The following is a 12,886-nucleotide window of genomic DNA, read 5'->3' as shown; positions in this document are numbered from 1 at the left end:
TCTCAAGACCGGGGCGTCCGAGCAGTTCGGGTCCGATATCCTGCTCGTTAAACCTAAAACCAAAGGAGTACATAATGATCAAGAAGGTCATGGAGGACTACAAGGTCCTGTTGCGGAGCATTCCCGCGGCAACGGTTTCGCTGTTTTTCGTGAGCGTTATCATGATGAACCTGCTGGCCAACAAAGAGCTTATCAGCCTGCCGTATCTGGCACTCGATTGCGGCTTTGTGGTGAGCTGGGTTTCGTTTTTGTGCCAGGACATGATCTGCAAGCGCTTTGGCGCCAAGGCATCCATCAAAATCTCTATCCTCGCGCTGCTGGTCAACCTGGCCGTGAGCCTGTGCTTTTGGGCATGCTCGCTCACGCCCGGCATGTGGGGTGCCTACTACGACACGGGTATGATCGAGGTCAACGCCGCCCTTAACGCCACCATCGGCGGCACCTGGTACGTGGTGCTGGGCTCTTCGCTGGCAATGCTCGTTTCTGCCGTGGTTAACTCCACGCTCAACCAGTCGCTCGGCCGCATGCTCAAAAAGAATAACTTTGCGAGCTTTGCCTTCCGCTCTTATGTGTCCACGGGTGTTGGCCAGTTTATCGACAACTTGGTCTTTGCCATTGTGGTGAGCCACACGTTCTTTGGTTGGACCTGGGTGCAGGTCCTTATGTGCTCGCTGACCGGCGCTGTCGCCGAGCTGCTGTGCGAGGTCTTTCTGAGCCCCGTGGGCTATAAGGTCGTGCGCGGCTGGGAGCGCGAGAATGTGGGCTCCGAGTACCTCGAGCGCCACGCAGCTGCCTAAGGAGCAAGTATGCGGGTTTTGATCACGGGCGCTTCGGGCGGTATCGGAGCCGCGTGCGTGCAGCGCTTTTTGGACGAGGGCCACGAGGTCGTGGGCTTTGACCTGCTGCCGGCGACGGTTGAGCACGAGCGCTACCGCCATCTGATCGTTGATGTATGCGAGCCTAACTCGTTTCCAGGCGACCTTGAGCCTCAGGTAATCGTGAACGTTGCCGGTACGCAGGATTCGGCCGATGACATTGCCGCCAACCTGCGTGGCACCATCAACGTGACCGAGCGCTACGCCTTTGTGGGAGAGGGGCTTGCCGCCAAGCCGGCGCCTGCTATCCAATCCGTGGTCAATGTGGGGTCGGCGAGCGGACATACGGGATCGGAGTTTCCCGCCTATGCTGCCAGCAAGGGTGGCGTTATCGCCTACACCAAGAACCTTGCAAACCGCCTGGCGCCGCAGGCCATCGCCAACAGTGTGGACCCGGGCGGCGTTATCACGCCGCTCAACCGTTGCGTGATGGAAGACGAGCACCTGTGGAACCAGATTATGGAGCTCACGCCGCTTAAACGCTGGGCCACCGCCCAAGAGATCGCCGAGTGGATCTACTTTGTGGGCGTGACCAACCGGTTTATGACCGGGCAGAGCCTGCTGATCGATGGCGGCGAGGCCGGCCGCACTCAGTTTATCTGGCCCGAGTAGAAAACGCGCCCGATGGAAATCCGTCGGGCGCGTTTTTGATGTATTGATTTTTAGCCGAGGCAAGTCCAGTTGACGGGGGTCGAGCCGTGCTGTTCGAGTAGCCGATTGGCAGCGGAGAAGGGGCGCGACCCTATAAAGGCGGGGAGTTCTGCCGTGGCACGGTTGGCCGAAAGCGGCGAGGGGTGCGTAGAGGCCAGGCAGAACTTGCCGGTTGCCTTGCCCGCGCCGATTGCGTCGAGCTTGCCCTCAACCATTTGCTGGGCAAAGCGTCCCCATGCCAAAAAGACGACCGGTTGGGGCAGCAGGCAGCAGCGTTCGATAACATAGTCGGTGAGCGTGCTCCAGCCCAGTTTGGCGTGCGAGTTGGCGGCATGCTCGCGCACGGTGAGCGTGGTGTTGAGGAGCAGGACGCCCTGTTGTGCCCATGGGGTTAGGTCTCCCGTGGCGGGAATGGGGCAGTCCAGATCGGCTTTGAGTTCCTTATAGATGTTGCGCAGACTCGGCGGCAACTTGGTTTGCGTCGCGGGGACCGAGAACGATAACCCCATGGCCTGGTTGGGTTCGTGATAGGGATCTTGACCCAAAATGACAACCTTGACTTGGTTGGCCGGCGTATAGGCGAGGGCATTGAGGATGTCGTCTTGTGCTGGGTAGATAGTCTGCTCGGCACGCAAAAGGGCGATGCGCTCGAGCAGCTGGTTCGTCGTGTCACGTACCGGCTGCGGCGCATCGCCCAACCAAGTTGTTATGTTGCGGTCGCGAGTTGCGGTGTCCATGGGGCTCCTTTATGGCAGATGCTCTGTTGGCATCTATTGTAAAGGCGCACCGGTTGCCTTTATGCCGCGGCTGCATGAAGAGTGGGGTCTACGAGACGCGCTCGGGCGCTCCTGCCATGTGAGCGTGTCCTTGCGAGCGAAGGCACGGGAGCTCGACGGTTGCCACCATCACGCCGGTGAGGATGAGGGCGGCGCCAAAGAAGGCGATGGGGCTCAGGACCTCGCCGACCAGGAAGAACGAGAAGACGGCGGAGCAGACCGGCTCGAGCGAGAAGGCAAAGCCGGTGGTCTCGGCGGGCACGTGGGGCTGCACGAGCGTCTGGGTGATAAAGCCGTAGGCAGAGCAGATGAGTGCGAGCGCGACGACGACCGCGACCTCGCTCGGCGTGCTGGGAAGCGTAAAGCCGCCAAAGGCAAATACGGCGATGCCCGAGAACAGGCCGCCAAAGCCCAGCTGCCAAACACCCAAGGCCAGTGGGTCGACTTCTTCGACAAAGCGCTTGGCTACGATAATGTGGCTGGCATAGATAAAGGCTGAGAGCAACATGATGATCGCGCCGGGATTCAGGCTGGTAAAGTCGGCGCCCGAGAGCAGCAGCATACCGCAGGTGACGATGGCGGTGCCGACGAGCACCTTGCGCTCGGGGGCGCGACGCAGCAGGGCGGCGTTGGCAAACGGCACGATCACGACCGTCAGGCTCTGCAAAAAGCCGGCGGTGGAGGCGGAAGTAAGGCTGGAGCCCAAGCACATGCAGGTGAGCTCGGTTGCCATGATGGCGCCGATGATGGCGGCGCGAACCATAAGGTCGCGATTGATGCGGAAAGCGCGCTTGTGGAAGAGCAGCAGGCAGGCCACAAAGGCGATGATGCAGCGCAGCGCAACGATGCTCGTGGCGTTCATGCTGTCCATGCCGATCTTCATGAGGGGGTACGAAAAGCCCCATGCGACGGGAACGGAAAATGAGAGCGCGATTGCTTTTTTGCGATCCATGGGACTCCTTTTATTACAGAACGGTTTCGCAAAAAGGATTCTGCTCCCAGATGTGGATGTAGTAAAGCGAATGTATCTTCAGTATGATTAAGAAATACTAATGTTGCTAGAAAAAGCGCTGGCAAAACGTTTTACGGCTACATCGATGTGGAGGCACGATGGCATCGCGATATCAGATTGTATGTATGGTGGTCGATTGCGGCAGTCTGAAGGGCGCGGCCGACGAGCTGGGCTATACGCAAAGCGCGGTGAGCCAGGCCGTCAAGGCGCTCGAGCGCGAGCTGGGCACCACGATTATCGAGCGCGGTAAGCAGGGCGTATCGCTTACGCGCGACGGCAAACAGTATCTGCCGTATCTGCGCCAGATTGTAACTGCCGAGGCCGAGCTTGAGGGCAAGCGTCAGGAGTTGCTGGGGCTTTCGTCGACTGACATTCGCATTGCGACGTTTACCAACGTGAGTCGTACCGTGCTGCCGCGCGTGATCCGCGACTTTGGGGCCCTGCACCCGGGCGTTCACTTTACGCTCAAGCAGGGCGATTACACGCGCAACGCCCAGTGGGTGCACGATGGCGTGGTTGACTTTTGCTTTACGGCACGCGGATTTACCACGGGGCTTCAGAAGCGCGTGGTCTATCACGACGAGCTGGTGGCGCTGTTGCCGGCCGCGCATCCGCTGACGGCAAAGGAAAAGGTGACGCTCGCCGACCTGGCGTCCGAACCGTTTGTGCTGCTGGATGAGGGCGAACAGAGTCTGGTGCTCGATGCCTTTGCCGCGCATGGGCTGTCGCCGCGCGTGACGAGTGAGGTTACCGACGACTACACCATTATGGCGATGGTGGAGGAGGGCCTAGGCGTGAGCATGCTCTACCGTCGTACGGTCGAGGGCATGAAGGCCGGTATCCGCGTGCGTCCCATCGTGCACGCTCCCTCGCGCGATGTGGTGGCGGCTTGGCGCAGCTGGGACACCATGCCTATCGCCACGAGGCGCTTTATCGATTATATGAGCTCGCATATCGTCAGCTAGTTGCCGTATGCCGCCTTGCCGCGCATGCCTAGCGCGTCCCGGTCTTGGCTTGCGCCAGACGGTAGGTGCGTGCCGGGTGACAGAGCAATACCGCCACGACCATAAAGAACGCCGTGGTGCCCAGGCTGATGGGGTAGACCATCATGATGTTCGGAAAGGTGCGGAAGTGCGGGAACACGCAGAATACCCAATAGAAGCGGATGCCGCAGACACAGATCATGGTGATGAGGGCAGGCATGAGCGAGATGCCAAAGCCGCGCAGGTAACCGGACATGTTTTCGTAGAACATGCTAAAGGCGTATGCCGGGAAGATCGAGCACACGCGGATATAGCCGATCGAGACGATGTTGGGATCGCTGTTAAAGAGCGCCAGGATCTCGCGCCCCAGACTGACGATGATGACGATGGTGGTGAGTGCAACGATGCCGCCTTCGACCAGGCAGACCTTGAGCGTCTTGGTGCAACGGTCGATCTGGCGCGCGCCGTGGTTTTGTCCCACAAAGGTAGTGCAAGCCTGGCTAAAGCTGTTGAGCAGGTTGTAACACACATACTCCAGGCTCATGGCAGCGCTGGATGCCGCCATGACCTCGGTGCCCAGGCTGTTGATGGCGGACTGGATGATGATGTTGGCGACGGCAAAGACGGCGCTTTGGATGCCGGCGGGCAGGCCGATCTTAACGATGCGCTTGAGGGCGACGGGGTCTAAGCCTAAGTCGCGTGGGGTGACGCGGACGACGGAGTCGGTCTTGAGCAGGTGGACAAAGAGTGTGGCGGCGCTGACGGTGTAGGCGATGGCGGTGGCGATGGCGACACCCGCGACGCCCCAGTGGAGCACGGGGACAAAGATGAGGTCCAGGCCAATGTTGAGGATGGTGGACACGGCAAGCGCCTGCAGCGGCATGCGGGTGATGCCGACAGAGCGGAAGATTGCGGCCTCAAAGTTGTAGAGCAAGATCGAGGGCATGCTGAGCAAAAAGACGCGCAGGTAGAGCGATGCGAGCGGCATGGTTTCGTCAGGGACGTTGAGCGCGGCGAGCATGGGCTCGGCAAAGATCTCGCCCAGCGCGATGACGACAAAGCCCACGAGTGCCATCAGAATCGAGGTATGGACGGCGCGCTTGACCATGTTCTGATCGTTGCGGCCGATGGCGTTGGCGATGACCACGTTGGAGCCAAGCGACAGCCCAATAAACAGGTTGATCATAAGACTGGTAAGCGGAACATTGGAGCCGACCGCCGCCATGGCGAGGGTTCCCTGGTCGCCCGAGAAGTTACCGATGATGACCGTGGCGATGAGGTTCGACAGCTGCTCAAGGATGCTCGTGGCGGCGACGGGAAAGGCGAACAGGGGAATATTGCGCCACAGCGAGCCGGTGGTCATGTCAATGTGCTTAGATGCGGTGTCTGCCATACGCTCTCAATCTCTAACATGCTCATTCGTGCTTATTTGCGCAGACGATGATACTCCTAATCGACTAGTCGGCACTTAGGGACGTTCCTTTTCTGCCGGCAGCTGGGGACACTCCTTCAGACTAGTCATTGGGGACGTTCTTAAATGACTAGTCGAACAAGAACGTCCCCAATGACGAGGCGGGGGATGCGTGAGACAATGGTGGGCGTTGTGTTGTTCGCGCTAAGGAGTTGCCATGTTGTTGTGTCCCGTTTGCCATGAGCCTTTGGTGGACGACGAGCGCGGTGCTGTGTGCGCGGGCGGACACCGGTTTGACCGTGCGCGCGAGGGCTATCTGTATCTGCTGCGCTCGTCCAAGAGCGGCGACTCCATGGGCGATCCCAAGTCGCAGGCGCGCAGCCGTCGTGACTTTCTGAACCGCGGTTACTATGCGCCGTTGCGCGATGCGATGGTCGAGCTGGTGCGCGCGCGGGCGGCAGAGCACGGGGTGTCTACGGACAAGCAGCTGACCTTGCTCGATATTTGCTGTGGCGAGGGCTATTACACGAGTGCCATGGGCGCGGTGCCGGGCGTGGATGCTTACGGTTTTGACCTGGGCAAAGAGATGGTGCGCCTTGCCGCCAAGCGCGGCGATGCGACCTACTTCGTGTCCAACATGAAGGATATCCCCGTGGCCGATGACGCCTTCGATATGGTGACCGAGCTCTTTGCTCCCTTTAACGAGCGCGAGTTTGCCCGCGTGCTGGCGCCCGAGGGCTCGCTCTACACCGTGGTGCCGGGCGCCCGTCATCTCTTTGGGCTCAAGGAGGTGCTCTACGACACGCCGTACCTTAACGACGAGAAGCTGCCGAAGACTACCGAACTCGAGTTGGTGGGAACGCAGCGGGTGTCTGCGAACATTACGCTCCAGACCCAGGCTGACATCGAGGCGGTGTTCCAGATGACGCCGTACTACTACCGTACGCGCCCCGCCGACAAAGAGCGCCTGGCAAACCTGGACACTCTTCAGACCGACATCGACTTCATCATCGCCGAGTACCGCCACTAATCTACCAAAAAGGGACAGGTTTATTTTGGCAGGTTTTATCTGGGCAAATGCAAAGGGCCGACCGCGGAGATGTGCGATCGGCCCTTTTTAGTTGCTTGGCTGCAGAGGCTATGAGAAGCGAGCGCTTACAGGCGGTCCTTGTTCTCGGCCTTGACGGCGTGCGCCTGCTGAACAAAGAACAGGTCGTACACCACGATGACAAAGGCGCCAAAGTTGATGGCGTCGCCGCCAAACGCGGGAAGCGTGAGCACCGCCTGGGCAAGCGTGGCGACTGCAGCAACGATACCGAGCTTAAACGCGCCGTCAACCTGCGAAGGCTTGTTGGCACCCTTGATGCCCGCAACGCCCGCGGCAAGATCGATGAGGCCCTTGGCGATAATCACGGCCGCGGCGAGCATGGCGTTCGATCCGTAGGTGGACTCGAACTTGCCGGTCGCGATGCCGGCGATTCCTATGACGAGACTGGCGATGCCCAGAACAAAATAAATCAGGGCAAGGATTTTGAGTGTCTTGCGAGTGAAGCTCATGGCTGGTCCTTTCGATACGAGTACGCCAACCTGGCGCACCCTATGTGCTGCACATATGGTGAAGCACATTGTAGTTCAACGCGGCGATGCATGCGCCTGAAAGCGTCTCTTGCCTGCACGGTTCAACCTTTCAAAAAGGAAAGCTGGACGTAAGTCAAATCGATGGCAGCGCATGCGCGGCGCTGCGATGATGAGGCCATGGTAAGAGCTGGACCGAAGGAGGAGCCATGATGTACGGAGTCAAGCAAGTGGATGAGCCGCGGTCGCTGGGAAGGCGCATGAGTGATTCTGTGATCGCTGCCGTGTGCACGGTATTGATGGCGGTGCTTTGCATTGGGATGCTGTGGACCATGTCGCATGTGGGACAATAACGGACGGTTGGGTGCCGACATGAATGGCGCCCATGTATTCGTTTTGTTTGCTAAGGAGTGTCCATGGGCGTCGTCGATCCCTTTTCTGTTGCTCGGGCTGCTGGGCTCGAGCTCGTGCGGACGTCCGAGGGCCTTACGCTCACCGACGGCACGATGGAGTTGCGTGCCGATTTTGGCCGCATGCTTCCACGGCTCAAGCAGGGTCGTCTGCAGCAAGAGCTGTTGGTAAAGGCTGCGCGCACAAAAGGCATCGAACAACCATGGGCGATTGATGCCACAGCAGGCTTTGGCGAGGACTCGCTGCTGCTGGCGGCCGCGGGCTTTACCGTCGATCTGTATGAACAGGATTGCGTGATCGCGGCGCTTCTCAAGGATGCCTTGGATCGCGCGACAGATGATCCGGCGCTTGCGACAGCCGTGGCACGAATGCGCTTGCATGCGGGCGAGGACAGCATCGCCGGCCTTCGCCATGTAGCTGAGCTGATCGGGCAGGGCGAGCTCACCGCTCCTGACGTGGTATATCTGGACCCCATGTTTCCCGGGCGCACCAAGAGCGCGGCGGTGAAAAAGAAGTTCCAACTCTTGCATCATCTGGAACAGCCGTGTGCCGATGAGGAGACGCTGGTCGAAGCCGCGCTTGCGGTGCACCCGCGTAAGGTCGTTATCAAGCGGCCGGTGAAGGGGCCGCTGCTTGCCGGCGTTAAGCCGAGCTATCAGCTCGCGGGCAAGGCCGTTCGCTACGATGTTTTGGTGCCGCCGCGCCCGTAGCTTGCGCACGATGGCCGGCGCTTCGCCAGCGCCGTGCCGATGCGGGGTCTATTTCCAGGGGTGCGACGTCAGATGCCATCCGCCGCAGTATTCGCATTTGTAGCAGGCAAGGCCGCGCCGCCCGCGGTTTTCGCAGTCGGCCATAACTGCCTCGGCCTCGGCGCGCGTGTCGTAACGGTTTTTGCGTTCGCACGACTTGTAGCGCCAGGCTTCATCGCGCTCGGCGTCTAGTGCGTCGCGGCGCTCGTCTTCGCGCGCAAACAGATCGCTCATATCGCCGCCGGTGGCAGCGCCCAAAAACTCGCTTTTGGCCTTTGACCAGGCGGCTCGCTTTTTGCTTCCCATCCGCTTCGCGCCCCTCTCCAAACGTTGGTATCATTGCTCAGTCAAAGTGATACCAATAAACGTGAGGTCGCCGCGTGATGATCAGAAAAACCCTCGATACCGACATTCCCGCCGTCATGGCTATCTATGACGCGGCCCGCGCCTTTATGCGCGCGCATGGCAACGCCACGCAGTGGCCCGAGGGCACGCCTTCGGCCGAGCAGCTGGCTGCCGATATCGCCGCTGGTGGCAGCTATGTGTGCGAAGTTGACGGTCACGTGGTAGCGACGTTTGCCTTTTTACCGGGTCCGGACGAGTGCTATGACGTCATTGAGGACGGTCGGTGGCGCAGCGACACTCCGTACGCCGTGCTGCACCGTGTGGCATCCGACGGCACCGTGCACGGTATCGCGGCTGCGATGTTCGCCTTTGCCAAAGAGCGTGCCGATCACCTGCGCATCGACACGCATCAGGACAATCTGCCCATGCAGCGTGCGAGCATCAAGGCGGGATTCGAGCGTGTCGGCATTATCCATGTGTCGGACGGCACGCCGCGTGTTGCGTTCGACTGGCTGCGCGAGGCATAAGCGCCCAGGCGCATACCAACACTCCATCTAAATGAAAATGGCCCCGGGTGGGGCCATTTTTTGGCAAAACGCGTTGTTGTGGGGCTCGCGTCGCTGCCGTTCCAGATGAACCCGGGCAGACAAAAAGGGGAGGTGCCGGCTTTCGCAAGGCGCGAACCTACGAAAATCGCTGCGCGGCAACGCGGAGCGATGAGCTCGGTCGGGGGATAGGGCCCGCTTCGCCCGCCGGCCCGTAAATTGTATCATCCAGTGTGGAACGAGAGCGCCCGTTGCCGCGTGCGATGGGCTTGCAATAAGAGGAGAGCCATGTCGAAACAAGCGGTCGTTGGAATCTTGGCGCATGTCGATGCCGGCAAGACAACGTTGGCCGAGGCCATGTTGTTCAACGCGGGTCGCATTCGCAAGCGCGGCCGCGTGGACGATGGCGATTCGCATCTGGACACTAACGCGATCGAGCGCGAGCGCGGCATTACGATTTTCTCGTCGCAGGCCGTGCTCGACCATGGCGATACCCACGTCATGCTCGTTGATGCGCCGGGGCATGTCGATTTTTCTGCCGAGGCGGAGCGCACATTGCGCGCACTCGACTACGCGATTTTGGTTGTGGGCGCCAACGATGGCGTGCAGGGGCACACCGAAACCCTGTGGCGCCTGCTTGCGCGCTATGACATTCCGACGTTCATCTATATCAACAAAATCGATTTGGAGCATCCCGGCCGCGAGGTTTTGCTGGCACAACTTGGGCAACGTCTTTCCGAGGGCTGCCTGGATGCCAGCGAACTGCTGGCGGGCGGCACCGTTCAGGAGGACGCTGCTGCGTTGGACGAGGCGGCGCTCGAGGAGTTTCTTGAGGCGGGCGAGCTTTCTGTTGCAACGCTGTCGCGCATGGTTGCCGAGCGCAAACTCTTTCCCTGCTTTGCCGGCTCGGCGCTCAAGGACCAAGGCGTTGACGAGCTGCTGGATGGCATATGCGCGCTGATGCGTGAACAGGCGTGGCTCCCGGAGTTTGCTGCGCGCGTCTATCGTGTCAGCCGCGGTGTTCGCGGCGAGCGCTTGGCTTGGGTTAAAGTGACCGGCGGCACGCTGCATGCCAAACAGATGATTGACGGACGTTCCGGTGCCGAGGCATGGGAGCAGAAGGTCGATCAGGTACGCATCTATAACGGCGAGAAGTATGAGCTTGCCCAGGAAGTTGCCGCTGGCGGCATCTGCACCGTGACGGGCCTCGCACACGTTCGCCCGGGTGATGCCCTGGGCGCGGAGCCCGCGGGCGATGCACCTGTCATTGCGCCGGTCCTCACCTATACGGTGCTACCGGGCGAACACGATGTCCATGCGGTGTTTAAAGCGCTGACCGAGTTGGCGGACGAAGACCCCATGCTCGGCGTAAGCTGGAATACGCATCTTGAGCAGATTCACTTGCAGTTGATGGGAGCCGTGCAGCTCGAGGTCGTGCAGCGGGTGTTGGCCGATCGCTTTGGCCTTACGATTGAGTTTGAGTCCGGCGGCATTCTCTATAAGGAGACGATCTCGCAGCCGGTCGAGGGTGTGGGCCACTTTGAGCCACTGCGCCATTACGCCGAGGTGCACCTGCGCCTTGAGCCGCTGCCGGCGGGCTCAGGCGTGCAATTTGGTACCGCTACCTCGACTGACGAGCTCGATCTGAACTGGCAGCGCCTGGCGCTCACCAACGCCATGGAGCGCGATCACCTGGGCGTGTTGACCGGCTCGCCCATCACCGATGTGCGCATTACGCTCACGGGCGGCCGCGCGCATGCCAAACACACCGAGGGCGGTGACTTTCGCCAGGCCACGTACCGCGCGATTCGCCAGGGTTTGATGCAGGCGCGCGAGGCGGGTGCGGCGGTACTGTTGGAGCCGTGGTACCACTTTGAGCTCGAGGTGCCGGGAGAGTGCGTGGGCAGGGCGCTCTCGGACGTCACGCGCATGGGCGCCGAGTACGAGCCGCCGGCGATGGCGGGTGACCGGGCGAAGCTCGTGGGTCGCGTACCGGCATCCGAGGTACAGGATTATGCGCTGGAGGTGGCTGCCTACACGAGCGGCCGCGGGCATTTGTACCTTGAGTTCGCTGGTTATGCGGCTTGCCATGATGCCGAGCGCATCATCGAGGCGGCCGCCTATGAGCCCGAGGCCGATCTGCCCAACACGCCCGACTCGGTCTTTTGCGCTCACGGCGCCGGCTATACGGTCAAATGGTACGACGTACCCGCCGCGGCGCACGTAAAGATCGATCCCGCCACCTACCGCCCCTATCGCCCCGCCGACGCAAAATTTTTCGGCCACATGTGACAAAGGGACAGTCCCTTTGTCACATTCAGTTGGTATAACTCGGTATAAGTTGGTATAACTATTGCTAGCCTTTGCCAATCCGAGGAGGCCGACATGAATCCAAATCCCTTTAAGCCAACGGCTGGCAAGCGCCCTCCGATACTCATCGGTCGCGAGTCGGTCATCGAAGATTTTGAGGAAGGACTCGACAACGGCGCCGGAGCGCCGGGCAGGCTCATGCTCATTACGGGAAACCGCGGCTGTGGCAAAACGGTTCTCCTGCGGGAGCTGCAACGTCTAGCCAGCGAGCGCGGATGGGCGGTTGTCTCCGATTCCGCTTCGCTTGGCTTATGCGACCGATTGGCCGACGCGCTCCGCTCGAATAAACCCGTTGTGACGTCAATGGAATTCGGTCCGTCGTTTGGCCGGATGTCGGTCGAGGCGGCGCGAGCAAAGGGCGAAACGTTGCGAGGGCTGGTCAACGAGCGCTTCAAGAAGCTCGGTCCAGGCAAGGGCATACTGTTTGCGATTGACGAGGCGCAATCTGCGTCTATCGAGGAACTGGCGGCTCTTGCCGTTCTCTATCAGCAGGTGCTCGGAGATCAGGATGCCACGGGCTTGTCCGATAGCGACCAGCGCGGTCTTGCGCTGGTATTCGCCGGCTTGCCCAGTATGGTTGACGATCTGCTCGAAGAGCCGAGCGTGACGTTTTTGCGGCGTGCCCAGCAGCGTACGCTGGGGGCGATATCTTTGCCCAAGGTGCGCGATTCATATATCCAGACGGTTAAAGATGCTGGCCTTTGCGTCGACGCGGAGACGGCGGGCCTTGCGGCACGCAAGAGTATGGGGCATCCCTATATGGTTCAGCTGGTGGGCTATTACATGTGGCGCTCTGCTGTCCGGCGCTACTCGCGGGTCATTGAAAGGCGCGATGTCGAGGATGGCCATGCGGATGCCGTCTCTGAGTTCTACGAAGCGGTTGACGCGCCCCTGTATTATGGATTGCGCAGTCCGCAACGCCTCTTTATCGAAGCTATGGCTGCTGACGAGGGTGAGCCGACGCGCATGGCGGATATCATTGAGCGCTGCGACCGTACCCAGAGCTGGGCGAGTAAATATCGCGCAAGCCTGATTCGCGAGCGCGTCATCGAGGCTGCCGGATACGGCCTCGTCCGGTTTACCGTGCCCATGCTGGGTGCGTACATTCGCGATCGCATTTTATGGCACGAGTGATGTGACAAAGGGACTGTCCCTTTGTCACATTCGATCAACAGGAAAGGAA

Annotated in this window: 13 protein-coding genes; 8 read left to right on the top strand and 5 right to left on the bottom strand. The window is 60.3% G+C overall.

The window, feature by feature from the left end:
• The first annotated feature begins 74 nt into the window (after positions 1-74).
• Both DWW73_RS05150 and DWW73_RS05145 read left to right on the top strand, forming a co-directional pair.
• Positions 75-797, top strand: coding sequence for a VUT family protein (locus DWW73_RS05150; protein WP_233503086.1), 723 nt, complete (start codon positions 75-77; stop codon positions 795-797).
• A 9-nt stretch (positions 798-806) separates the two neighbouring features.
• Complete coding sequence (locus tag DWW73_RS05145) at positions 807-1,487, top strand: SDR family NAD(P)-dependent oxidoreductase (protein WP_117778946.1); 681 nt, start codon at positions 807-809, stop codon at positions 1,485-1,487.
• Positions 1,488-1,537: 50 nt separating this feature from the next.
• On the opposite strand, the gene DWW73_RS05140 is transcribed toward DWW73_RS05145, so the two are convergent.
• Entirely contained in the window at positions 1,538-2,263 is a 726-nt protein-coding gene (locus tag DWW73_RS05140) for a uracil-DNA glycosylase (protein WP_117778945.1), read from the bottom strand.
• A gap of 88 nt (positions 2,264-2,351) precedes the next feature.
• Positions 2,352-3,254, bottom strand: coding sequence for a DMT family transporter (locus tag DWW73_RS05135; protein WP_117778944.1), 903 nt, complete (start codon positions 3,252-3,254; stop codon positions 2,352-2,354).
• 158 nt (positions 3,255-3,412) lie between these two features.
• On the opposite strand from DWW73_RS05135, the gene DWW73_RS05130 reads away from it, so the two are divergent.
• Positions 3,413-4,279, top strand: a complete 867-nt coding sequence (locus DWW73_RS05130) for a LysR family transcriptional regulator (protein WP_117778943.1) — start codon at positions 3,413-3,415, stop codon at positions 4,277-4,279.
• A gap of 28 nt (positions 4,280-4,307) precedes the next feature.
• Here the strand turns inward: DWW73_RS05130 and DWW73_RS05125 are convergent, their stop codons facing one another.
• Positions 4,308-5,690 (bottom strand): MATE family efflux transporter, encoded by a 1,383-nt coding sequence (locus DWW73_RS05125; RefSeq protein WP_117778942.1) that lies wholly within the window; start codon positions 5,688-5,690, stop codon positions 4,308-4,310.
• Positions 5,691-5,925: 235 nt separating this feature from the next.
• Between DWW73_RS05125 and DWW73_RS05120 the strand changes: the two genes are divergently transcribed.
• Positions 5,926-6,738, top strand: a complete 813-nt coding sequence (locus DWW73_RS05120) for a putative RNA methyltransferase (RefSeq protein WP_117778941.1) — start codon at positions 5,926-5,928, stop codon at positions 6,736-6,738.
• A gap of 125 nt (positions 6,739-6,863) precedes the next feature.
• Here DWW73_RS05120 and DWW73_RS05115 read toward each other — a convergent pair whose 3' ends face one another.
• Positions 6,864-7,265, bottom strand: coding sequence for a hypothetical protein (locus tag DWW73_RS05115; RefSeq protein WP_117635536.1), 402 nt, complete (start codon positions 7,263-7,265; stop codon positions 6,864-6,866).
• Between the two features lie 434 nt (positions 7,266-7,699).
• Here DWW73_RS05115 and DWW73_RS05110 point away from each other — a divergent pair, with 434 nt between their 5' ends.
• Positions 7,700-8,404, top strand: a complete 705-nt coding sequence (locus DWW73_RS05110; RefSeq protein ID WP_117778940.1) for a class I SAM-dependent methyltransferase — start codon at positions 7,700-7,702, stop codon at positions 8,402-8,404.
• Positions 8,405-8,452: 48 nt separating this feature from the next.
• On the opposite strand, the gene DWW73_RS05105 is transcribed toward DWW73_RS05110, so the two are convergent.
• Positions 8,453-8,749 carry a hypothetical protein gene (locus tag DWW73_RS05105; protein ID WP_055310006.1) on the bottom strand — a complete coding sequence of 99 codons (297 nt, stop codon included), beginning with the start codon at positions 8,747-8,749 and terminating at the stop codon, positions 8,453-8,455.
• Positions 8,750-8,826: 77 nt separating this feature from the next.
• On the opposite strand from DWW73_RS05105, the gene DWW73_RS05100 reads away from it, so the two are divergent.
• From DWW73_RS05100 to DWW73_RS05090, 3 genes are all read left to right on the top strand, one after another.
• Complete coding sequence (locus DWW73_RS05100; RefSeq protein WP_089572893.1) at positions 8,827-9,315, top strand: N-acetyltransferase; 489 nt, start codon at positions 8,827-8,829, stop codon at positions 9,313-9,315.
• Between the two features lie 306 nt (positions 9,316-9,621).
• Positions 9,622-11,625 (top strand): translation factor GTPase family protein, encoded by a 2,004-nt coding sequence (locus DWW73_RS05095; RefSeq protein WP_117778939.1) that lies wholly within the window; start codon positions 9,622-9,624, stop codon positions 11,623-11,625.
• 93 nt (positions 11,626-11,718) lie between these two features.
• Positions 11,719-12,837, top strand: a complete 1,119-nt coding sequence (locus tag DWW73_RS05090; protein WP_117778938.1) for an AAA family ATPase — start codon at positions 11,719-11,721, stop codon at positions 12,835-12,837.
• Positions 12,838-12,886 lie beyond the last annotated feature (49 nt).

It is taken from the genome of Collinsella sp. AF16-8 (assembly GCF_003462695.1).
Lineage (GTDB): Bacteria > Actinomycetota > Coriobacteriia > Coriobacteriales > Coriobacteriaceae > Collinsella.
The sequence above is the reverse complement of the archived record's forward strand: the minus strand, read 5'-3'. Positions and strand labels throughout refer to the sequence as shown.